This window comes from Chryseobacterium sp. SC28 (genome assembly GCF_003932955.1).
GTDB lineage: Bacteria > Bacteroidota > Bacteroidia > Flavobacteriales > Weeksellaceae > Epilithonimonas.
Genome location: NZ_QOVY01000001.1, coordinates 22,764 through 45,226 on the forward strand (window position 1 = coordinate 22,764; position 22,463 = coordinate 45,226).

The window sequence follows — 22,463 nt, forward strand, 5'->3', positions numbered from 1 at the left end:
TTTAGTCCAGAATTCTAAAATGCGCTTAACTCCTTAATGTATAATATTATCCCACACTTCCTTCCAGCGAAATTTCCAATAATTTTTGAGCTTCAATGGCAAATTCCATCGGGAGCTTGTTCAATACTTCTCGACTGAAACCATTGACAATCAATGCGATAGCTCTTTCAGTATCAATGCCTCGCTGGTTGCAATAGAAAATCTGATCTTCCCCAATTTTCGAAGTGGTGGCCTCGTGTTCCAATTGTGCCGTCGGATCCTTGATCTCGATGTAAGGAAACGTATGTGCGCCGCATTCGTTGCCCATCAATAATGAGTCGCATTGCGAAAAATTACGCGCGCCTTTTGCCGTAGGCATTACTTTCACCAATCCGCGGTACGAATTATTGGATTTTCCGGCAGATATTCCTTTGGAAATAATAGTGGATCTTGTATTCTTTCCGATGTGAATCATTTTGGTTCCCGTATCTGCATATTGATGATTATTGGTAACTGCTATCGAATAAAATTCTCCGATAGAATTATCACCTTTCAAGATGCAAGACGGATATTTCCAGGTAACCGCAGAACCGGTTTCTACCTGAGTCCACGAGATTTTTGCATTTCTTTCGCAAAGCCCTCTCTTGGTCACGAAATTGAAAACGCCACCTATTCCTTCTTCATTGCCGGGATACCAATTCTGAACAGTCGAATATTTGATTTCAGCATCATCCAAAGCAATCAGTTCTACAACTGCGGCGTGCAGCTGATTCTCATCTCTCGAGGGCGCTGTGCAACCTTCCAAATACGAAACATAACTTCCTGTATCGGCAATCACCAAAGTTCTCTCGAACTGACCCGATCCCGACTGATTGATTCGGAAATACGTGGACAATTCCATCGGGCATCGCACGCCTTTCGGGATGTAGCAAAAACTGCCATCCGAAAAAACAGCGGAGTTGAGTGCCGCATAGAAATTATCGCCTCTCGGAACAACTTTCCCAAGATATTTCTTTACAAGGTCGGGATGATTTTTAATGGCTTCGGAGATGGAACAGAAGATAATCCCTTTTTCCATCAGGGTTGCTTGGAAAGTCGTTTTTACAGAGACAGAATCCATCACGATGTCTACAGCAACTCCGGAAAGTCTTTTTTGCTCCTCGATGTTGATTCCCAGTTTTGCAAATGTCGCCAGCAATTCCGGATCTACCTCGTCCAAACTTGCCAATTCCGGTTTCGCTTTTGGTGCCGCATAATATTTTATCGCTTGGAAATCCGGTTTTTCATACTTGACGTTGGCCCAAGTCGGTTCGGTCATTTTTTGCCAGATGCGGAAGGCTTCCAGGCGCCATTCCGTCATCCATTCGGGTTCTTCCTTCTTTGCAGAAATAGCGCGCACGATATCTTCATTCAGCCCCGTTGGGAAATCTTCGTACTCGATGTCCGTTTCCCAGCCAAATTCGTATTTTTTATTTTCGAGATCGACGCGTAAATCGTCTTCGGTATATTTTGCCATTTTATTTTTAACGCCAAATGCGCTAAGATTTTAAAATTTATTTCTTTTCTAAGTACAACAAGACTTAAGAAAAGCAAATGTTCTTGAAAATTTGATTCAGTTCATACTACAAACTAAAACTTTCGCCGCAACCACAAGTTCTGGCCGCGTTGGGATTATTGAAAACAAACCCTTTTCCATTCAGGCCGCCGGAATATTCGAGCGTAGTTCCCGCCAAGTACAGAATGGATTTTTTTTCCACGATCACCTTAAGGCCATTGTCTTCAAAGACTTGGTCGGTTTCGTTTTTTACATTGTCAAACTTGAGAACGTACTCCAAGCCGGAACATCCGCCGGATTTCACGCCTACTCTTATATAATCTGTTTCAGGGTTAAATCCTTCTTCGGTCATTAGCTGAGCCACTTTTGATTTTGCCTGATCGCTTACTTTTATCATTATTTTTATTTAGAATGATTTGAGAATACAAAAGTACGAACTAATTTCTGCAATTTCAAATCGACGCTATCTATTTTGATAATTTTTAAGGAGCTTCAATTATGGCTTTCTATGCTATGCTTTTAATGTTAAAATTGTGTCAAAAAAAACTAATTGCTGATTCTACTATTTCTAATAATTAACTTTGTCTGAATTTGCTCATCAAACCATCAGTTTTATATTATGAAGAAGTTATTTTTTCTGTTCGTTACCTTGTTTTGTTTTGGAAAAGTTATGAGCCAAACGGATCGCTACATTTACCAAACGGAGGTGAATCCGGACACAATCAATCTGGTAAATATGAAGGTAGAAACCACCTATCTGGATATCAAAGGCAATCAATCTCTGTTCATAAGCGAAAGTAAATTGCTACAAGATTCTTTGAGAACGGTTTTGAGACAACAGGAGAATACCGAGGTTAAAAAGTCAAAAAAGGACAAGTCTGCCTTCCCAAAGATGCCCAATGGAAAATCCATCCAGCCTACTTTTTTCGACTACTTCATTATCAAAAATTTGGAAGACAGATCTGTACAAATGGTAGAAAATATCGGCTCCAAACAAGTTTACTATCAGGAAGACAGAAAAATGGACTGGGATATTTCTCCCCAAACGGCGGAGTTTAATCATTATAAAGTTCAAAAAGCAACGATGACATTCGGTGGGAGAAATTGGACGGCGTGGTTTGCTCCTGAAATTAAAATCCCCGACGGACCATACAAATTCTTAGGGCTTCCCGGATTAATTTTGAAATTGGAAGACGACAAAGGCGACTACCGCTTCAGTTTTGTGAAGAAAATTACCATTCCTAATTCTTTTTCTGAAAGCATCAAACCGGATGCAAGAAAATCAACGAGAATTAATTTCCGAGGCGACAAGGCATCGGTAAGAATGGAAATGGTAAAAAATAAGGATTCCGAGATTAATTTTGACAGCTTCAACAGAATGAATCAGAGGAATGGCACGATGAATGGCGGATTTGGCGCACAACCCGGTATGAACGGTGGAATGCCCAACGACATAATCGGAGGCCAACCCAATCTGCAACCGGGGAATCCTTTGGAGCAATCGGTCGGCAAGAATGCCAATCTGATGAATATCGGGAATAGCAATCCAATCGAATTAAGCAATAAATAATCGAACTAAACAATAAATATGAATATGAAAATTTTAAAAATAATAAGCCTACTGGCGATGCCACTCGCAATGGCGCAACAAAGCACAAGATTTGTCTATCAAGTTACCGCAACTCCGGACTCTACCTCTGCGGAGAAAAAAACCGAGCTGGCCTACCTAGACACAGATGGAAAAAAATCTTTTTTCTACGCAGAAAATACTTTGAAAAGAGATTCGGTAATGGCAAGAATGCGAGCCACCAAAACTTTTGACAGAAGCCAAATGCAGAATCTGAGAAGCAATCTGCTATTTACCATCGAGAAAGACTTGACCAACCAAACTTTGGTGTACAAATCAAGAATCGGAAGAGATCAATATTCTTACAACGAAACGCCTGCCTTTGCTTGGAAAATATTGCCAGAAACCATGAAAATCGGGGATTACAATACCCAAAAAGCAGAGACGAAATATGGCGGAAGAACTTGGTACGCGTGGTTTACGCCACAAATTCCTTTGCAAGATGGACCGTACAAATTCGGCGGCTTGCCGGGACTGATTGTGAAAGCGCAGGATGCAAAAGGCGATTACTCATTTGACCTGATGCAGACCAAAAAAATTGCGGAAATCCAGCAGCCACAATCGCGAGGGCAATACATCACGATTCCAAAAAACAAATACACCGATCTGGAGAAGAAATTCCAGAAAGATCCGATGTCTTTTTTCAATGCGCAAGGTGGCGGAATTGCACCTCCGATGAGAATGTCGGGCGGAGGCGGTGCCGGCAGATCAGCGATAGATCCAAAGCAGATGCAGGAAATGCAGAAACGAATGGAAGCCGATATAAAAAGTAGGAACAACCCTATCGAACTGAAATAAACAAATCCGTTCCGAAAATGTCAGAGCGGATTTTTGTAATCGGTATTTTTCGTCTTTCGATTTTAATCGATATTTTTAACCGATAGGATTGCGTCCTATCCTTTAATAAGCCGTCCCTTCGGGACTTTTCTGGATTCGCATTAAGATAAATAAAGGACTGCCTATCCTTGTTCTTGGCTCAATTTAACCGAATTTTTAATCGATAGGATTGCATCCTACCCTTTAATAAACCGTCCCTTCGGGACTTTCTGGATTCGCATTTACGTAGATAAAGGACTGCATCCTATCCTTGTTCTTGGCTAAATTTAACCGATATTTTTAATCGATAGGATTGCGTCATATCCTTTAATAAGCCGTCCCTTCGGGACTTTCTGGATTCGCATTTAGATAAATAAAGGACTGCCTATCCTTGTTCTTGGCTCAATTTAACCGAATTTTTAATCGATAGGATTGCATCCTATCCTTTAATAAACCGTCCCTTCGGGACTTTCTGGATTCGCATTTACATAGATAAAGGACTGCATCCTGTCCTTGTTCTTGGCTCAACTTTTAACCGATAATTTTAATCGATAGGATTGCGTCCTATCCTTTAATAAACCGTCCCTTCGGGACTTTTCTGGATGCACTATCAAAAAACAAGATCATTTTTAAAGTTCAAGGGTTGCACTATGATTTTCTGATTTCCTTGACTTCCAAGATTTTTTGTTGATAATAATCTGCTTTTTCCGGATGTTTTTCGGAAAGCGCTTCATAGGCTTTGATGGCTTTGGAATAGAGTTTTTGCTCTACGTACAGTTTTGCCAGCGTCTCGGTCATCAGATGCGAGATGTCGTCCTTTTTCTCTTTTACAACAAAGTTGACCTCATCTTTCAGTTGTGATATTTTTGGGTTTTTCTCGATGAATTGGTCAATAATTTTTTCTTTTGCGACGGTTGTTTTTTCAGCGGGTTCTGCCGGTTTCTGTCGTTCTATTTTGAGCCAATTTTGCCACGTATTGATGAAAGACCCAACGTTGCTCTCTTCTTTCTGATTCGTTTTTTCTCCGATGGTAGGAATTTCTTTTTTTTGTTCTTTTTGAGAAATCGGGATTTCAGTTTTTGAGTTAGGAATTGATTTTTCCTTTTCAGTCGATTGGTCGATCAAGGCATCGGGCGTATTGTTGGAAAAAGACATTGGTCTCCAAGTAGAAGGTTGTTCTGAAACGGAAAGTAAATCATTCGCAACAGCTTTTTCGGATTTTGAGATTTCGAAAGTCTGTGTATTTTCGAAGGTGATTTTGTTTTTCTCATCTTCATTATCAGATGTTTCCGTAACTTTTGGCGCACGGTTTTGAGAAGTCGATGTCGGTTTTTCTTTGTCTGCAATTTCGGATTTTTTGCTTTCTTGTTTTGGCGGATTCAGATGATCCGAATGGTTTTTCGGAACCGAAAATTTGACTTGTGGCAGAAAATCATCGATGCTTGCAAAACTGATATCTGCCGAAGAATCTTCTTCAGGTACTTGTTTTTTGGTTTCTACTTCAGACATAGGATTTTCAGCGGCTTCTGAGATATTTTCAGCTTCGTTATTCTCGACAATTGTTTCTTCCGAACTGTTATCATCCGGAGCAATGAGATTTTCTTGATTTTCCAAATCATCTTTTATAGTAATGACGCCTAATTCCTTAGTGGTTTCTACGTCTATTTCGGCCAATTTTTCTTGGAGAAAGTTTTCTTCACCTTCGTAGAGCAAACGGTTTTTTTGACCATCGACGACGATAAATTCCGGTTTTGCTTCTGCTTCTTCGGTCGCAATAATTTTGCTGATATCGAATTTATTTAAAACAACCGATGCGTCTTCGACAGTTTTGGACTGGGTTTCCACTCTTTCGATGATATTTTCAGCCGTTGTTTGTTCATTAATTATTTGATTTTCATCTCCTTGCTCCAATTTTTGGTGAGAAGATTTTATTTCCTTAGCAGCTTTTTGTTCAGAATTGATGAACTGATATAGAATTTTTTTATCCGTAGTGTAGGCGGCGGTTACATAAAGGTTTTCTTTATAATTTTCCGGATGATAGCGATTGATCCCGTACAGATAAAGCGCGCGGATACTTTGCGCATACGGCATTTTTTCCGCCTCCGATTCCAAAATTTTCAGGTCAGATTCGGTGATGATTTTTGGATTTCTTAATAATTCTAAAACTCTAATATTCATACCTTTACCAGTTGGCCACGATGTCGTTATAAATTTTGTTGATGATTCTTTCGTTTACGATTTTGACCTGCGCTGTTTCGATGGTGTTGAGATCCAGATCACTGTTGAAAACGGCTTCGTCGCTGTAGGTTCTGTCGAAGTTCAGGGAGGGATCTATTTTGTTTTCGTAATGCACTTTTACGGTGATTGTGAGTTTATTTTGCATGGCTTCTATCGTAGTTCCCTGCGTGGTGGTAGTAGGACTACCAATGCTGGTGGGTGTGATGTTGTAATCCGTGATTTCGCCTTCTATCAGCAGATCGGGATTTTCTACGGCACCTTTCAGGGTTGTTCTTTGTAGGAATCGGTTTTGCAATGCTACGGTGAATTCCTGGCTCAAAGTTGGGAGATTGTTCGCCGCGTTATTCGGAAACGTGTTGATCTTCACGGTTTTCATCTCCGGACTGAGAGAGGATCCCGTGAAACTGTAACACGAACTTAGGAGACAAGAAACGAGCAAAAATCCAAAAGTTTTCAATGAAATTTTATTTTTTAACTTTTTCCAAACCATTATCTTCATACATAAAACTAATAAGTTGGCAACTCCCCTCCATTTTCGATTTGGGAAATACCATCTGCGAACGCAAAATATTGCGCGCAAAAAACAGATATAAAATTACCCTTCAGGAGTTCAAATCCTTGGCTGATATATTGGCTGAATTTGAAATCAACTTTTCTTGGTTTTAGCTGTACTCGCATTATTCTTCGAGATTATATTGTTTTATTTTTCTGTAAAGCGTTCTTTGCGAAATTCCCAATTCGTCCGCCGCTTTGTTTCTTCTGCCCTTGTGTTTTTCCAATGCTTTAATAATCAGCTCTTTTTCGTTATTTTGGAGCGACAAAGATTCCGGTTGACTTTCTTCAAGTTCGATATCTTCTACTTCGTTGTACTGGTCTTCATTTTCGGGAACCATCGTCGGATGATGAATCGGATTCCGATTATTTTCAAAATAAAGCAAAGAATTGGGACTTGCCGCCGCCGGAGTTTCCGGTGTATAAATCCGGTTGATCAGGTTTTTTTCCTGCAGACTTAGATCCGAATTACCTCTATTTTTTATCAGTTCCGAAGTTAAGGATTTTAAATCATTAATATCGTTTCGCATGTCAAAAAGGATTTTGTACATAATATCGCGTTCCGAACTGAAATCCGAGTTTTGCCCGTTTAATCCGTTTTTTTGCACCACAGCCGGCAGATTGGCGTTCATCGGGATATATTCTTCCAGTTTGGCAGCATTGACTTCCCGATTTTGCTCTACGACGGTCATCTGCTCTACCAAATTTCGGAGCTGGCGCACGTTTCCGGGGAACGGATAATTTTCTAAATATTGAACAGCATCATCGGTCAATTTCAGTTCCGGCATTCTGTATTTCTCGGCAAAATCTATTGCAAATTTTCGGAATAGCAGATGGATGTCGCCCTTTCTCTCCCGAAGTGGCGGCATATCGATCTGAACCGTGTTGAGACGATAATACAAATCTTCCCGAAAACGATTGTCTTGAATGGCTTTCATCATATTCACATTGGTTGCCGCCACGATTCTCACATTGGTTTTTTGAACCTGCGACGAGCCCACTTTCATAAACTCGCCACTTTCCAAGACTCTCAACAAACGAACTTGGGTCTGAAGTGGCAATTCACCAACTTCATCGAGGAAAATAGTTCCGCCATCTGCGACTTCGAAATAACCTTTTCGGGTAGAAGTTGCGCCTGTGAAAGCGCCTTTCTCGTGACCAAAAAGTTCGGAATCGATCGTTCCTTCCGGGATTGCGCCACAGTTTACGACGATGTAGGGCTGGTGTTTTCTTCTGGATTCTGCGTGGATGATTTTCGGGATAAACTCTTTCCCAACGCCACTTTCTCCCATTACTAAAACCGAAATATCGGTTGGTGCCACTTGGATTGCCTTTTCCAAAGCGCGGTTAAGCGCCGGGAAATTTCCGATAATTCCGAATCGTGCTTTTATGGATTGTAAGTCTGCCATATTAATTTTGATTTTAATGCTCAGAATTGCAATGAATTTGGTAACATCAAAAGAAAGTCTAATGATTTTCCGTCATCCAAAGTTTCATATTCCAAGCCAAATTGTCTTATATTTTTGATAATAATTTTGATGGTTTTGATAGTACATTTTTTCATTTTGCAGAAACCATGCTTCTGAAATTCACTGTAGAAATATCGGCCTCTTTCAATCGATCAAATTTGTCTTGAATATCTTGTACATTTTCAAGATACTTTTCGAAAAGTTGATTTTTGATGGATTGTAGGTTTTGCATTAAGGATAATAATTGAGTCTAATTTTCTTCTAAAATTTTAATAAAATCTTCTTGGGTCGGCAAAATCGTCAAGTATTTACTGGCGAAAATCTGTTCGTTATCTTCCGGTAATGTGTATTTTACCAAAGCTTCACTTTTATCCTGACAGAGAATAATACCGATCGTTTTGTTTTCATCTTCCAAACGAACTTCACGGTCGTAATAGTTGACATACATCTGCATTTGACCAATATCCTGATGTTTCAGCTCCCCAATTTTTAAATCGATTAAAACAAAACATTTCAGAATTCTGTTGTAAAAAACCAAATCTATTTTGAAATGTTTCTCGTCAAACGTAATTCGGTTTTGTCTTGCTACAAATGTAAAACCTGTTCCTAATTCCAAAAGAAAATGTTCTAATTTATCAATCAAACCGTTTTCCAAGTCGCTTTCGGAATAATTTGGCTTTTCCTGCAATCCAAGAAATTCTAAAATATAGGGATCTTTTATAACGTCCTTTGGTTTCTCAAAAACCTGTCCTTTTTCGGCAAGCCGAAGTATTTCTTCTTTATTTTTGCTTAAAGCCAATCGGGAATACAAGGCAGAATCGTACTGACGTTGCAATTCCCGCAAACTCCAATTGTTTTTAAATGATTCAATCTCGTAGAATTTTCTTTCATTCAAGTCTTTGATTCTCATCAATTTAAGATAATGAGACCAAGAAAGATTGAAATTATTATCCGAAGTTTTTGGGGTTTCTAATTTTAAATTTTCAGATTCAGCAGACAGTGTCTGACCTATTTTTTTGAATTCGTCAGAGGCCGTCTGACCAGTTGAGTACGACAAATAAAAAGATCTCATTTGTTTTAGATTGGTTTCGGAAAACCCTTTTCCAAACTTTTTCGTTAGATGAACTGCCAAATCTTTGAGTAAGGCTTTCCCATACTCTGCCCGGTTTTCGCCCTTTTGTTCATCTTCTACAATCATTCTTCCGATCTCAAAATAAGTCAGAACCATCGCCTGATTTACAGCAACAGCAACTTTTTTTCTGGCATTTTCCAATAAATCGGAAATGTTTTGAAGAAGTTCTTTTGATGGCAGATTGCTCATTGTTTTGTGAAATGAAGTTTGGATCTAAACCGTTTCCCCCAAAAGCGTTCCTTGCGTGTTGCCGTGAACGAAAACAGAGACCAAGTCGCCGATTTTCTGCCCATCCAATTTATCGAAAACGCAAACGGCATTTTGAGAATTTCGTCCTTTCCATTGGTTTTCATTCTTTTTGGAAGTGCCTTCAATCAAGATTTCGTGAACTCTGCCAACGTATTCTTGCATTCTTTTTCGAGAGAGTTCGCCCTGCAGCGCAATTACTTCTGATAACCGACGCTGCTTTACATCCGCCGGAATATCGTCTTCCAGTTTCTTGTGAGCCGGCGTTCCCGGCCGTTCGCTGTACGCAAACATATAGCCGTAATCGTACTCCACTTCTCTCATTAATGATAAAGTAAGTTGATGATCATCTTCCGTTTCGGTACAAAATCCGACGATCATATCGTGCGAAAACGAAATATCGGGAACGATTTCTTTTCCTTTTTTTATTAATTCCAAATATTCCTGACGCGTGTGCTGGCGATTCATCAACTGAAGAATCCTGTCGCTTCCGCTTTGAACGGGAAGATGCACGTATTTACAGATATTATCGTGCTTTGCAATCATTCGGAAAACCTCCTCCGTCATCTCGTGCGGATTGGACGTCGAGAATCTGATTCTCATTTTTGGAACTGCAACGGCTACCATATCAAGCAACTGCGCAAAATTAATAGCAGTCAGTTTCTGCATTTCTGAGGCTTTGGCAAAATCTTTTTTCGGTCCGCCGCCGTACCAAAGATAGGAATCGACGTTTTGGCCGAGAAGCGTGATTTCTTTGTAACCATTTTCCCAAAGACTTTTACATTCTTCAATAATCGAGTGCGGATCGCGACTTCTTTCACGACCTCTCGTAAATGGAACCACGCAAAACGTACACATATTATCGCAACCTCGGGTAATCGTCACAAAAGCCGTAACGCCATTTCCGCCCAAACGAACAGGATTAATATCGGCGTAAGTCTCTTCTTTTGAGAGGATTACATTAATGGCATCTCTACCGTCGTCGGTTTCTTTAAGAAGATTGGGCAGATCTCGATAAGCATCTGGACCTACCACCAAATCCACGAGTTGTTCCTCGTCTAAGAATTTGGTTTTCAACCTTTCTGCCATACAGCCGAGAACGCCAACCGTTATATTTGGGCGTTGTTTTTTTAGTTTTTTGAATTGTGCGAGGCGCATTCTCACCGTTTGCTCGGCTTTTTCGCGGATGGAGCAGGTATTTAATAAAATCAAATCGGCTTCTTCCACATTCAAAGTGGTATTGTAACCTTGCTCGCTGAGAATGGATGCCACAATCTCGGAATCGGAGAAGTTCATCTGGCAACCGTAGCTTTCCAGGAACAGTTTTTTGCCGTTCTCCGGTTTCTCTGCGATCGCCACAGCTTCGCCTTGTTTGGTTTCGTCTATATATTTTTCCTGCACTTTTGTAAGAAATTAGATTTTAAAAGTAAGATTTTTAGAATAAATTCTAAGGATAAGTTAGTTTGCAAAGATACAAAATATTGTGACAGAATGGCAGGATTATTAAAACTAAAAAAATAAATTATCCTGATTTGATTTTGTAAATTTGAATTTAATTTAAAAGAAAGATGAAGATAAAACTTAACCGTCTGAACGACGATTTTTTGTTCGAATGTACCAATGAGCAAGGAAATTCGATTTTATTAGACAATACTACTTTACCCGGCGCGAAAGGTGTTTCGCCCATGCAATCTTTACTCATGGCGGTTGCGGGATGTAGCGGAATCGACGTGGTTTCGATCCTGAAAAAGCAGCGCCAGCCAATAGATTCTTTTACTGCCGAAGTAGAAGGCGAAAGAGTTCAGGTAGATGAAGCTAAGCCATTCAAAACCATAAAAGTAAGTTTCTTCCTTCAGGGAAATATCGATCCGAAAAAAGCTAAGAAAGCGGCAGAATTATCTTTCGAAAAATATTGCTCGGTTTCCAAGACGCTGGCTCCCGACGTGGAAATTTCCTATGAAGTGAGCGTAAATGGTGAAGTTGTAGCGTAAAATTCAATAAAAAATCATATCAAATCTGATACGGTTTTCATTTTCATCATTCTATCTATTCTTCAACCTTGGCTGAATCAGCTTCGCCACCGTAGAAGTCCAGCCGGTCTGGTGGGAAGCGCCGACGCCCCGACCATTGTCGCCGTGGAAATATTCGAAAAACATAATGTAATCTTTAAAATAAGGATCTTTATTAAATTTATCCGCCTCACCATTGACTGCCCGATTTCCGTTTTCATCTTTTAGGAATATCTTGCATAGCCTGTCGCTGATGTCTCGGGAAACTTCTTCCAGATTCTTTTGAACGCCGCTTCCTTTGGGATATTCAATCTTAAAAGCATCACCAAAAAAGAAATGAAAACGTTGTAAACTCTCGACAATGAGGAAGTTAATCGGAAACCAAATCGGTCCGCGCCAGTTGCTGTTGCCACCAAACATCCGGCTGTCGCTCTCTGCTGGCGTGTAATAAACCACGTGCTCCTGGTCATGGACTGTAAATCTGAAAGGATTTTCTTCATACACCTTAGACAACGCCCGGATGCCGTAATCGCTAAGAAATTCGGTTTCATCCACCATTCTTGTCAAGACCTTTGTGAGCCTGGTTCTTCGCAGAATGCTGAGGAGACGCTTGTTGCCTTCGCCTTCTACATACCATTGCGAAACGAGTTTCGTGAGGTCTTGTTTGTTTTTCAGGATCCATTCCATCCTTTTTTTGAATGCGGGAAGTTTCTCCAGCATGCTGTGTTCCACCACTTCTACTGCAAACAGCGGTATCAGTCCCACAATGCTGCGGAGTCTGAGATTCACGCTATCTCCGTTCGAGAGCTGAAGCAAATCGTAGAAAAATCCATCTTCCTCATTCCAAAGACCCTGCTTCCCTTCTCCGATATTTTCCATAGCCTTAGCAATATAAAGGAAGTGCTCAAAAAATTTGATGGCCATATCTTCATAGACGGGATTATACGTTGCCAATTCCATCGCGATACGCATCATATTCAGCGCGTACATTGCCATCCAACTTGTTCCGTCGGCCTGTTCCAAATGTTCCCCTTCGCTGAACTCCATATTTCTATCGAACGCTCCGATATTATCGAGACCTAAGAATCCGCCTTCAAAAAGATTGTTCCCGTTGTAATCTTTTCGGTTGACCCACCACGTGAAATTCAATAATAATTTTTGGAAAACCCTTTCCAGGAAAGCCAAATCCGGTTTTCCATTATTTTTTTCATCGATTTTGAAAACCCTGAAAGTCGCCCACGCATGCACAGGCGGATTCACGTCGTCAAAATTCCATTCATAAGCCGGCATTTGCCCGTTCGGGTGCATATACCATTCTCGGGTGAGCGTCACCAATTGTTCTTTTGCAAATTCGGAATCTATCACGCAGAAACTCACGCAATGGAACGCCAGATCCCAAGTGGCGTACCACGGATATTCCCATTTGTCCGGTACCGAGATGATATCTTTGTTGTGAAGATGCTCCCAATCTCTGTTGCGTACGAATCCTTTCCTTTGGATCGGAAAATTGGGATCCCCTTTCAGCCATTTTCCGACATTATAATGATAAAACTGTTTGTTCCAAAGCAATCCGGCAAAAGCCTGCCGCTGCACGTTTTTCTCATCTTCGTTTTCTATGCCTTTTTGGATATTGGCGTAGAAATCGTCGGCTTCTTGCTTTCTGCGGTGGAAGATCTCTTCAAAATCGCCAAACGCATCTTCCATAATATGGGGAGACAAGCGAAACTCAAAACTCTTGTTGCCGTGTGCTTCGATGAGCGCTTCGCAATGTAGAGCAGCTTTGGTTCCCGTTTTTTGAGGATTGATGGTATCTAAACCTTTGGTAATATATTGGTTGATACCGTCCTTAAAGAAGCCGTCGGTTTTCGGAAGATTGAACAATCTTGCCCGATTGGTTTCATTCTCGCAGAACAATGCATCCACATTTCGGTTTCGCGAATATAATTTCTTGACGCTAAGGCTATTATGACGAATGTCGATCTCGCCTTGCTTGGAAAAACCGAGTTGTCCTTTGTAGTCATTATAGCCCCAAATCCAGTTGTTTCTGTACCAGACTGTCGGCAGAACCACGATTGGTGCCGGTTTGTCGCTGCGGTTGTGAACGTCTATCCGAACGAGGAAATCATCTTCGCCGGCCTTTGCATATTCAATAAAAATATCAAAATATTCATCCTTATCAAAAATCCCCGTATCGAAGAGCTCGTATTCGGGATCGGTTCTGGTTCGCAGACCATTTGTCTGGACAAGATCATCGTATGGGAACGCATTGATAGGATATTTATAAACCATCTTCATATAACTGTGAGACGGCGTGTTGTCTAAATAATAAAAAATCTCTTTGATATCTTCGCCGTGATTTCCCTGATAGTTGCTCAGTCCGAAAAAACGTTCTTTTATTCTGATGTCTTTTTTGTTCCAAAACGACAGTGCAAAACATATTTGTTGCTTGTCATCCGAGATGCCTGCGATGCCTTCCTCTGCCCAGCGGTAGGTCCAGGCTTCTGCAGTATCGTGCCCCGTAAATCCCCACGCATCGCCGTTGGTACTGTAGTCCTCCCGCACATTTCCCCATTGTCGATGGCTTACATAAGGCCCCCATTTCTTCCAACCAGGGCTCCTCAATTTTTCTTCCTCGGTCATATTGTTCTAATTATTTAAGAATAATCATCGTATTTTTATTTAGGAGCATCACGTTTCGACTTTTGTTCCACTTTTCCAACCCGCTGTCCACTATATCTTTTTTCTCCTCAGCCTAAATCCCTCTCCAAAAGAGAGGGACTTGCAGCCGCAAAAAAAAGGATGCCGTTCCCATCGGGGCTATGTTGACGTTTCGTCATTCTTTCAAGTTTTTAAAATTCCAAAAAACTCAAAACCATCAACCAAAAACCAAACTATCCGTTATCCGAAAAGCTTTCCAACGTCTTCATTCCGCCATCTACGTAGATGCTTGCTCCTGTAATGTAATCCGAATAATCACTCGCCAAAAATACGGCTAAATTTCCAATATCCTCCGGTTGCCCAATTCTGTCGTACGGAATCAGCGTCAGCAGGGATTTTAGAGATTTTTCATTATCCCAGGCTGCTTTGTTTATTGGGGTTTGGATGGCGCCGGGGCAGATATTATTCACCCGGATTTTTTGCTTTCCATATTCCTGAGCCAAGGTCTGCATCAGCATGCGTAGCGCGCCTTTGCTGGCGGCATAATTGGCGTGACCTGCCCAAGGAATTGTCTCGTGAACACTGCTGATATTGATGATTTTTCCCAAGGCTTTGGATTTCCCGTTCATTCCGCGTTTCAAAAATTCTCCGATGGCTTCCCTTGAGCAAAGAAATTGCCCGGTTAAGTTGACATCTATCACCTTTTGCCATTGTGCCAACGTCATATCGATAAATGCTGCATCTTGCTGCAGCCCTGCATTGTTTACCAAGATATCCACCGTTCCATATTTCTCAATGGTCTTTTGGAACATGTTCCGGACTTGGTCCTCCTTGCTCACATCACATTGGATGATAAAGCCTTCGCCGCCATTTTCCTCAATGGTTTTCAAAGTATCCTCAGCCTCCGGACGAGAGTGCTCCGACGAATGATTGACGATGATGATGGCGCCGGATTTTGCCAAACAGATGGCGATTCCTCTTCCAATGCCGCTGCTGGAACCGGTAACGATGGCCACTTGACGATTAAGATTGATTTCCATAAATTTATTTTTTAAAGAAAAATTTAGATGCAAATTCTGTACGCAAATTCTGTGGAAAATTAATATTAACAAATAATTATCTTAAAAACCCAGGTTTTCCGACATTTTAAATCTCTGATTTTTTGAAAATCAACCACAAAAGTATTCCTCTAAAATCACTTTAAACTTATGGAAATGATGTAAAAATCCAATAATTTATCTTTGAAATTTTTCTCAGCTTAAAAATATTTTACAAAAAATCAAAGGATAATAGGAAAAAAATGAATTATCTAAGCTATCTTTGCAATCAGAATTGTTCATTTACATCTTGAAAATGTTATCGAGAAAGGTGGAGAGATTAGACTCTGAGAAACCTTGGCAACCCTTCGGAAACGAAGAAGGTGCTAAATTCTATCCGCTCTGGCGGAAAAGATAACCCACATATATTCTACATTTTTCCCGTAGCATTTTCAATTTTTTTATCAAATCAAATTGGAAAATAAGTTACAACATCTTCAGACCCTACATTTCACGACAAAAACCGGAAAGGTTTACGATATTCCACTAAGTTATCAACTTTTTGGCAAGGCTTTACATTCTGCCCCCGTCGTGCTAATTAATCACGCTTTGACGGGAAATTCTGACGTTGCAGGGGATAATGGCTGGTGGAAAAGCTTGGTGGGAGACGGAAAGGTTATCGACACGGCTCGCGTGACGGTGATTTGTTTCAACATTCCCGGCAACGGCTTCGATGGGTTTTTCATCGACGATTACGAGAATTTTACCGTTGAAGACATCGCCAAAATTTTCTTGCAAGGTTTGAAACTTTTGAAAATTGACAAACTCTTTGCTTTGGTCGGCGGTTCTGTCGGCGGCTCTATCGGATGGGAAATGCTGGCTCTGGAAAATAATTTGGCGGAAAAATTCATCCCGATTGCTACGGATTTCAGGACTTCGGATTGGTTGCATTCGCAGTGTTTGGTTCAGAAATTTCTTTTGGAATCTAAAGAAAAACCCTTGGAAAAAGCCAGAATCCACGCCATGCTGTGCTACAGAACGCCGGAATCTATCAACACAAGATTCCGAAGAGAAAGAAATCCGGAAAAAAAAATCTTAAAATCACACGACTGGCTCAACTTCCACGGAAAGCGGCTGAGCGAAAGATTTACTTTGAAAGCTTACAAATTGGTCAATCAGTTGCTCATGAACATCCAAGGAAATGAAAATGATCTTGAAAAAATCAACGCCGAGATTCATTTGATCGCAGTAGATTCCGATCTTTTCTATCCGGCTTTCGAGATGAAAAATACTTATGATTTTTTACGACTTAAAAATAAAAATATCCATTATCACGAGATCAGATCTATCCACGGACACGACGCTTTCCTGATGGAATATGATCAACTGAATAATATTCTAAAACCAATCTTTGCAAGTATCGTAACGAAATCTTGGGAAGAAAATGAATCATAAAATTAATAAAAAACGGCGACAAAGTCGCGATAAAAATAAAAATGACTACAAATACCATTAACATATACAGAAACAAAGCCTTGGTAAACTTCGAAGGAAAGGACTTCCTGGGACAAATCGGCGTCGATTCCCGCATTTTCCAAACTTTGAATGGCGGCGGAATCAGCGTGGGCATCATTTCCCAGCAAGCCATCGAAAACGGAATTTCGATTTTGGTGGACGAAAGTGATGCGGAAAATGCCATAAACTTTTTAAAAAAAGAATTCGAAAAGGAAACCAAAGAAGGCCGCGTCACTAATATTTATAGCACAAACGATTTGACGGCCATCGGTTTCGTTTCGGATGATTACAACAAGATCTTGTCGCAGCTGCAATGCAACAAGATTTATCCCATATTGCTGAGCCAAATGGCCTCGGCAGGCAGAGTCAACATTGTGGTAACCGCCCACCAAACGGAAATCGCAAAAAACATCATCGAAACCGAAATCTACGGAAAGCCCAAAACCATCCATCTGGCATTGATCGGCCACGGAAATGTGGGCGGAACTTTGATTGAGCAAATCCTAGATTCTGCGCACGATATTTTGCTCAGAAAAAGCTTGGAACTCAAAATTGTTGCCATAGCCAATTCCAGAAAAATTGCTTTTAATCAAGCGGGTTTCGGAAGCGATTGGAGGCAGAAGATCAAATTTTCGAAAATAGAATCCAGCGTGGGAAAATTGATAGAGTTCGCCAACGAATACCAACTGGAAAACCTAATAATGGTGGACAACACCGCAAGCGCAGATTTTGTGAAAAACTATCCTTTTTTTGTAGAAAACGGTTTTGACGTCGTAAGTTCCAACAAGATATTCAACAGCCTACCCATTTCCCAATATCGCGACTTCCGAAAATTATTAGAAAAAAACAAAAAGAAATATCTCTACGAAACCAATGTGGGAGCGGGTCTGCCTTTGATTGACACGATTAAGCTGTTGCATCTCTCGGGCGAAAACATTACCCGGATCAAAGGTGTTTTTTCGGGAACTTTGAGCTACGTGTTCAATCATTTTTCTCTGCGAGACGACAAGTTTTCAGTCATTATCAAGGAAGCGATGGAAAAAGGCTTTACCGAACCCGATCCTCGCGAAGATCTTTCAGGAAATGATGTTGCCAGAAAATTGTTGATCCTCGCCAGAGAATTGGATTTGATTAACGAATTTCGGGATATTCGTATTCAGAATCTCGTTCCGCAACATCTATTTGAGCTCGATAAAAACGAATTCATTTCCAGATTAGAAGAATTAGATTCCGAATATCAAAGCATCAAAGAAAATCAGAAGCCAGACCATGTTTTGCGTTATGTGGGCGATTTGCACGGCAATCTTCAGGAAGAAAAAGGACAGTTGGATGTGAAATTGATTTCCGTTCCCGCCAATTCTGCTCTCGGACAGCTGAAGGGTTCTGATTCCATCTTCGAAATCTACACCGAGAGTTACGGCGAAAATCCGATCGTGATAATGGGAGCCGGAGCGGGAGCCAAAGTAACCGCCCGAGGCGTTTTCGGCGATATTTTAAGATTAAGCGAAACAAAATAACCGTATAGTTCCGTAGGAACGCCCGATTTAATAGCGTTGGAATTCATTCCAACGAAAAAAAATAAATATCGAAACGGCCGATTTAATAGCGTTGGAATTCATTCCAACGAAAAAAAAATAAATATCGGAACCAATTTAACAGCAATGGAATTCATTCCAACGAAAAAAAATAAATATCGAAACGGTCGATTTAATAGCAATGGAATTCATTCCAACGAAAAAAAATAAATATCGGAACCAATTTAACAGCAATGGAATTCATTCCAACGAACAAAATAAATATCGGAACGACCAATTTTAACAGCATTGGAATTCATTCCAACGAAAAAAAATAAATATCGAAACGGCCGATTTAATAGCGTTGGAATTCATTCCAACAAAAAAATTTAAACAATTCAAAATAATGGAAAATCAAAATTTCGAAACATTAGCCATCAGAACGCAAACTGAACGAACCCAGTTCGACGAGCATTCCACACCATTATTCCTCACTTCCAGCTTCGTCTTCGAAGATGCCGAAGATATGCGCGCCAGTTTTGCCGAAGAAAAAGACAAAAATCTCTACAGCCGATTCAGCAACCCCAATGTCACAGAATTCGTCGACAAAATCACGAAAATGGAAGGCGCCGAATCCGGTTACGCTTTTGCGACGGGAATGGCCGCAATATATTCCACATTGGCCAGCTTGCTCGATGCCGGCGACCATATCGTCAGCTGTCAGTCCGTTTTCGGTTCTACACACACTTTGTTCACGAAATATTTCCCCAAATGGAATATAGAAACCACCTACTTCAAAGCAGAAGACTCGGAAAATGTAGAACAATACATCCAACCAAATACCAAAATACTATTCTTAGAAACGCCGACCAACCCCGCGATCGAAGTTTTAGATTTAGAATTCTTCGGACAGATTGCCAGAAAACACAATCTCATTTTCGTTGTAGATAACTGCTTTGCGACGCCTTATCTGCAACAACCAATTAAATACGGCGCAGACATTGTCGTACATTCTGCAACGAAACTCATTGACGGGCAAGGCCGCGTTCTCGGTGGCGTTGCGGTGGGGAAAGCCGATTTGATTCGAGAAATTTATCTTTTTTCGAGAAACACAGGTCCCGCAATGTCGCCGTTCAATGCTTGGGTTTTGAGCAAGAGCTTGGAAACTTTGACAATTCGTGTAGAAAAACATTGTGAAAACGCCCTAAAAGTCGCCGAGTTTTTGGAAAATCACCCGAATGTGACGTTGGTAAAATACCCCTTCCTGAAATCTCATCCAAGCTACGAAATCGCCAAAAAACAAATGAAATTGGGCGGAAATATCGTCGCTTTCGAAGTCAAAGGCGGCATCGACGGCGGGCGCAACTTCCTCGACAAAATAAAGCTGTGTTCCCTCTCTTCGAATCTGGGCGACACCCGTACGATTGTCACGCATCCCGCTTCTACAACGCATTCCAAGCTTTCCGAAGATGAGAGAAACGAGGTAGGGATCACCGCCGGATTGGTGCGCTGCTCCGTCGGATTAGAAAATATTGACGACATTCTCAACGATTTGAGACAAGCTTTAGACTAAGTCATCCTGCGCGGAGTTTATACTGACGAGTTCCGTAGGAACGACCAATAACCCAACGTTAGAATTCATGCTGACGAGTTCCGTAGGAACGACCAATAACCCAACGTTAGAATTCATTCTGACGAGTTCCGTAGGAACGACCAATAACCCAACGTTAGAATTCATTCTAACGATAAAAAGAAAAAAAATGAAAAATACAGCTCAACTTTACAAAGCCATTTCCGAAAGAATCCTGATTTTGGACGGCGCAATGGGAACAATGATTCAGCGCTATAATTTCTCGGAAGAAGACTATCGCGGCGAGCGTTTCAAGGATTGGAAATATCCAGTAAAAGGAAACAACGATTTGCTGTCTCTCACTCAACCTCAAGCGATTGAAGAGATTCACAAAAAATACTTGGAAGCTGGCGCAGACATCATCGAAACCAACACATTTTCCGGAACCACGGTTGCAATGGCAGATTATCATATGGAAGATTTGGTCTATGAACTCAACTATGAATCTGCAAAAATCGCCCGCAAAGTATGCGACGAATTTACCGCTCAAAACCCTGAAAAACCCAGATTTGTAGCTGGTTCTATTGGTCCTACTAATAAAACGGCTTCGCTTTCCCCTGATGTGAACGACCCGGCTTTCAGAGCCATCACTTTTGAAGAATTGAGAATTGCTTACAAACAACAGGCAGAGGCTTTGCTGGACGGCGGTTCAGATATTCTTTTAGTAGAAACCATCTTCGACACACTGAATGCAAAAGCAGCCCTCTTCGCCATCGACCAAATCCGGGAAGAAAGAAATATCCAAATCCCGATTATGGTTTCCGGAACCATCACCGATGCTTCGGGAAGAACTTTGAGCGGACAAACGGCGGAAGCGTTCCTGATTTCTGTTTCTCACCTTAACTTATTGAGCGTCGGATTCAATTGCGCCTTGGGTGCAAAACAATTGACGCCGTATTTGGAAACGATTGCAAAACAGTCTGATACGTATATTTCTGCATATCCCAATGCAGGTTTACCCAATGCTTTTGGTCAATACGATGAAAGTCCCGAAATAATGGCGGAACAAATCAAAGAATATGCTGAAAAAGGATTAATCAACATCATCGGTGGCTGCTGCGGAACAACGCCGGAACACATCAAAGCCATCGCAGAATTGGTGAAAAATTACGAACCGAGAAAAATTAATGTAACAATATTAAAATGAATATTCTCATTCTGAATAAATCGAGATACCGATAAATCAACAATTGGCTATAAATGAAAAACAAAAAAACATTTCGTTTCGCAAAATGAATAAAGCCACGAAGTGGTGGAATCAAAAGGAATCAAAAGCATAGGGCAAAACCCTATGAATAATGAGATTTAGTTATTAATAAAGTTTCGCAAAATGAATAAAGCCACGAAGTGGTGGAATCAAAAGCATAGGGCAAAACCCTATGAATAATGAGATTTAGTTATTAATAAAGGTTCGCAAAATGAATAAAGCCACGAAGTGGTGGAATCAAAAGCATAGGGCAAAACCCTATGAATAATGAGATTTAGTTATTAATAAAGTTTCGCAAAATGAATAAAGCCACGAAGTGGTGGAATCAAAAGCATAGGGCAAAACCCTATGAATAATGAGATTTAGTTATTAATAAAGGTTCGCAAAATGAATAAAGCCACGAAGTGGTGGAATCAAAAGCATAGGGCAAAACCCTATGAATAATGAGATTTAGTTATTAATAAAGTTTCGCAAAATGAATAAAGCCACGAAGTGGTGGAATCAAAAGCATAGGGCAAAACCCTATGAATAATGAGATTTAGTTATTAATAAAGGTTCGCAAAATGAATAAAGCCACGAAGTGGTGGAATCAAAAGCATAGGGCAAAACCCTATGAATAATGAGATTTAGTTATTAATAAAGTTCTGAAAGACCGAAATCTATAGCATTAGATTTTCCTCAATGAAACAAAAACACAATTTTGAAATTTTTAAAAATGGGACAATCATTAAATAAAATATATGTTCATCTTGTCTTTAGCACCAAACATAGAAAACCTCTGATAACTGATTTAATAAAAGAAGAATTATTTAGTTATTTAGGCGGGATTTGCAAAAATTTGGAATGCAATCCTATACAAGTCGGTGGATATCAAGACCACATTCATATTTTATGTTTATTGTCTAAGAAGATTGCCTTAATGAAGTTAATAGAAGAAGTAAAATCACATTCTTCAAAATGGATTAAAACAAAAGGTGTTGCGTTTGAAAATTTTTATTGGCAAAATGGTTACGGCGCATTTTCTGTAAATCCAACTGAATTGGAAATTGTAAAAAAATACATTGTCAATCAAGAAGAACATCACAGAAAGAAAACATTTCAAGAAGAATTTTTAGCTTTTCTAAAAAAATATAATGTTGAATATGACGAAAAATATATTTGGGATTAAAGAATTTGGGCTATACCAAAAGCCATTGATTTCGCCCTTTCAGGGCTTCACATCATATCGCACATTTTTTCATTGGGCTTTGCCTAATGCTAATGATATAACCACTTCGTG

19 protein-coding genes and 1 riboswitch are annotated in these 22,463 nt (G+C 40.3%); of the genes, 8 read left to right on the plus strand and 11 right to left on the minus strand.

What is annotated here, in order from left to right:
* Positions 1-46 precede the first annotated feature (46 nt).
* Both sufB and DTW91_RS00125 read right to left on the minus strand, forming a co-directional pair.
* Entirely contained in the window at positions 47-1,495 is a 1,449-nt protein-coding gene (sufB, locus tag DTW91_RS00120; protein ID WP_125201392.1) for a Fe-S cluster assembly protein SufB, read from the minus strand.
* A gap of 106 nt (positions 1,496-1,601) precedes the next feature.
* A complete protein-coding gene (locus DTW91_RS00125; protein WP_125201393.1) occupies positions 1,602-1,931 on the minus strand; it encodes a HesB/IscA family protein in 330 nt (109 codons plus the stop codon).
* 222 nt (positions 1,932-2,153) lie between these two features.
* Between DTW91_RS00125 and DTW91_RS00130 the strand changes: the two genes are divergently transcribed.
* On the plus strand, positions 2,154-3,104 hold the full coding sequence (locus DTW91_RS00130; protein WP_125201394.1) for a GLPGLI family protein: 951 nt from the start codon (positions 2,154-2,156) through the stop codon (positions 3,102-3,104).
* A gap of 24 nt (positions 3,105-3,128) precedes the next feature.
* Positions 3,129-3,959, plus strand: a complete 831-nt coding sequence (locus tag DTW91_RS00135; RefSeq protein ID WP_125201395.1) for a GLPGLI family protein — start codon at positions 3,129-3,131, stop codon at positions 3,957-3,959.
* 666 nt (positions 3,960-4,625) lie between these two features.
* Here DTW91_RS00135 and DTW91_RS00140 read toward each other — a convergent pair.
* From DTW91_RS00140 to miaB, 7 genes are all read right to left on the minus strand, one after another.
* A complete protein-coding gene (locus DTW91_RS00140; RefSeq protein ID WP_125201396.1) occupies positions 4,626-6,155 on the minus strand; it encodes a hypothetical protein in 1,530 nt (509 codons plus the stop codon).
* 4 nt (positions 6,156-6,159) lie between these two features.
* Positions 6,160-6,705 carry an LptE family protein gene (locus DTW91_RS00145; RefSeq protein WP_125201654.1) on the minus strand — a complete coding sequence of 182 codons (546 nt, stop codon included), beginning with the start codon at positions 6,703-6,705 and terminating at the stop codon, positions 6,160-6,162.
* A gap of 187 nt (positions 6,706-6,892) precedes the next feature.
* Entirely contained in the window at positions 6,893-8,176 is a 1,284-nt protein-coding gene (locus tag DTW91_RS00150) for a sigma-54 interaction domain-containing protein (protein WP_125201397.1), read from the minus strand.
* Between the two features lie 20 nt (positions 8,177-8,196).
* Entirely contained in the window at positions 8,197-8,331 is a 135-nt protein-coding gene (locus DTW91_RS12915) for a hypothetical protein (protein ID WP_262696652.1), read from the minus strand.
* Positions 8,328-8,468 (minus strand): hypothetical protein, encoded by a 141-nt coding sequence (locus DTW91_RS12635; protein ID WP_185144709.1) that lies wholly within the window; start codon positions 8,466-8,468, stop codon positions 8,328-8,330. The genes DTW91_RS12915 and DTW91_RS12635 overlap by 4 nt, the downstream gene beginning before the upstream one ends.
* Positions 8,469-8,486: 18 nt before the next feature.
* The gene (locus tag DTW91_RS00155; RefSeq protein ID WP_125201398.1) at positions 8,487-9,557 is read right to left on the minus strand and encodes a YhcG family protein; all 1,071 of its coding nucleotides are present in this window, start codon (positions 9,555-9,557) and stop codon (positions 8,487-8,489) included.
* 24 nt (positions 9,558-9,581) lie between these two features.
* On the minus strand, positions 9,582-11,015 hold the full coding sequence (miaB, locus tag DTW91_RS00160; RefSeq protein WP_125201399.1) for a tRNA (N6-isopentenyl adenosine(37)-C2)-methylthiotransferase MiaB: 1,434 nt from the start codon (positions 11,013-11,015) through the stop codon (positions 9,582-9,584).
* Positions 11,016-11,182: 167 nt separating this feature from the next.
* On the opposite strand from miaB, the gene DTW91_RS00165 reads away from it, so the two are divergent.
* The gene (locus DTW91_RS00165) at positions 11,183-11,605 is read left to right on the plus strand and encodes an OsmC family protein (protein ID WP_125201400.1); all 423 of its coding nucleotides are present in this window, start codon (positions 11,183-11,185) and stop codon (positions 11,603-11,605) included.
* 51 nt (positions 11,606-11,656) lie between these two features.
* Here DTW91_RS00165 and DTW91_RS00170 read toward each other — a convergent pair whose 3' ends face one another.
* Positions 11,657-14,263, minus strand: a complete 2,607-nt coding sequence (locus DTW91_RS00170) for an MGH1-like glycoside hydrolase domain-containing protein (RefSeq protein ID WP_125201401.1) — start codon at positions 14,261-14,263, stop codon at positions 11,657-11,659.
* Positions 14,264-14,514: 251 nt separating this feature from the next.
* Entirely contained in the window at positions 14,515-15,321 is an 807-nt protein-coding gene (locus DTW91_RS00175) for a glucose 1-dehydrogenase (protein WP_125201402.1), read from the minus strand.
* A gap of 313 nt (positions 15,322-15,634) precedes the next feature.
* Positions 15,635-15,739: riboswitch (SAM riboswitch) on the plus strand.
* Between the two features lie 53 nt (positions 15,740-15,792).
* Here DTW91_RS00175 and DTW91_RS00180 point away from each other — a divergent pair.
* From DTW91_RS00180 to tnpA, 5 genes are all read left to right on the plus strand, one after another.
* Positions 15,793-16,773 carry an alpha/beta fold hydrolase gene (locus DTW91_RS00180; protein WP_125201403.1) on the plus strand — a complete coding sequence of 327 codons (981 nt, stop codon included), beginning with the start codon at positions 15,793-15,795 and terminating at the stop codon, positions 16,771-16,773.
* Between the two features lie 41 nt (positions 16,774-16,814).
* Complete coding sequence (locus DTW91_RS00185; protein ID WP_125201404.1) at positions 16,815-18,350, plus strand: ACT domain-containing protein; 1,536 nt, start codon at positions 16,815-16,817, stop codon at positions 18,348-18,350.
* Positions 18,351-18,753: 403 nt separating this feature from the next.
* Positions 18,754-19,920 carry an O-succinylhomoserine sulfhydrylase gene (locus DTW91_RS00190; RefSeq protein WP_125201405.1) on the plus strand — a complete coding sequence of 389 codons (1,167 nt, stop codon included), beginning with the start codon at positions 18,754-18,756 and terminating at the stop codon, positions 19,918-19,920.
* Between the two features lie 187 nt (positions 19,921-20,107).
* The gene (locus DTW91_RS00195) at positions 20,108-21,124 is read left to right on the plus strand and encodes a homocysteine S-methyltransferase family protein (RefSeq protein WP_125201655.1); all 1,017 of its coding nucleotides are present in this window, start codon (positions 20,108-20,110) and stop codon (positions 21,122-21,124) included.
* A 775-nt stretch (positions 21,125-21,899) separates the two neighbouring features.
* Positions 21,900-22,352, plus strand: coding sequence for an IS200/IS605 family transposase (gene tnpA / locus DTW91_RS00200; RefSeq protein ID WP_125201406.1), 453 nt, complete (start codon positions 21,900-21,902; stop codon positions 22,350-22,352).
* Positions 22,353-22,463: the final 111 nt, after the last annotated feature.

Excerpts from the sequence above, each read along its gene's own strand:
- tnpA (WP_125201406.1), top strand. The coding sequence starts at position 21,900 with ATGGGACAATCATTAAATAAAATATATGTTCATCTTGTCTTTAGCACC.
- DTW91_RS00190 (WP_125201405.1), top strand. The coding sequence starts at position 18,754 with ATGGAAAATCAAAATTTCGAAACATTAGCCATCAGAACGCAAACTGAA.
- DTW91_RS00195 (WP_125201655.1), top strand. The coding sequence starts at position 20,108 with ATGAAAAATACAGCTCAACTTTACAAAGCCATTTCCGAAAGAATCCTG.
- DTW91_RS12635 (WP_185144709.1), bottom strand. The coding sequence starts at position 8,468 with ATGCAAAACCTACAATCCATCAAAAATCAACTTTTCGAAAAGTATCTT.
- DTW91_RS00155 (WP_125201398.1), bottom strand. The coding sequence starts at position 9,557 with ATGAGCAATCTGCCATCAAAAGAACTTCTTCAAAACATTTCCGATTTA.
- DTW91_RS12915 (WP_262696652.1), bottom strand. The coding sequence starts at position 8,331 with ATGAAAAAATGTACTATCAAAACCATCAAAATTATTATCAAAAATATA.
- DTW91_RS00150 (WP_125201397.1), bottom strand. The coding sequence starts at position 8,176 with ATGGCAGACTTACAATCCATAAAAGCACGATTCGGAATTATCGGAAAT.
- DTW91_RS00130 (WP_125201394.1), top strand. The coding sequence starts at position 2,154 with ATGAAGAAGTTATTTTTTCTGTTCGTTACCTTGTTTTGTTTTGGAAAA.
- sufB (WP_125201392.1), bottom strand. The coding sequence starts at position 1,495 with ATGGCAAAATATACCGAAGACGATTTACGCGTCGATCTCGAAAATAAA.
- DTW91_RS00170 (WP_125201401.1), bottom strand. The coding sequence starts at position 14,263 with ATGACCGAGGAAGAAAAATTGAGGAGCCCTGGTTGGAAGAAATGGGGG.
- DTW91_RS00140 (WP_125201396.1), bottom strand. The coding sequence starts at position 6,155 with ATGAATATTAGAGTTTTAGAATTATTAAGAAATCCAAAAATCATCACC.
- DTW91_RS00145 (WP_125201654.1), bottom strand. The coding sequence starts at position 6,705 with ATGGTTTGGAAAAAGTTAAAAAATAAAATTTCATTGAAAACTTTTGGA.
- DTW91_RS00125 (WP_125201393.1), bottom strand. The coding sequence starts at position 1,931 with ATGATAAAAGTAAGCGATCAGGCAAAATCAAAAGTGGCTCAGCTAATG.
- DTW91_RS00165 (WP_125201400.1), top strand. The coding sequence starts at position 11,183 with ATGAAGATAAAACTTAACCGTCTGAACGACGATTTTTTGTTCGAATGT.
- DTW91_RS00175 (WP_125201402.1), bottom strand. The coding sequence starts at position 15,321 with ATGGAAATCAATCTTAATCGTCAAGTGGCCATCGTTACCGGTTCCAGC.
- DTW91_RS00135 (WP_125201395.1), top strand. The coding sequence starts at position 3,129 with ATGAAAATTTTAAAAATAATAAGCCTACTGGCGATGCCACTCGCAATG.
- DTW91_RS00185 (WP_125201404.1), top strand. The coding sequence starts at position 16,815 with ATGACTACAAATACCATTAACATATACAGAAACAAAGCCTTGGTAAAC.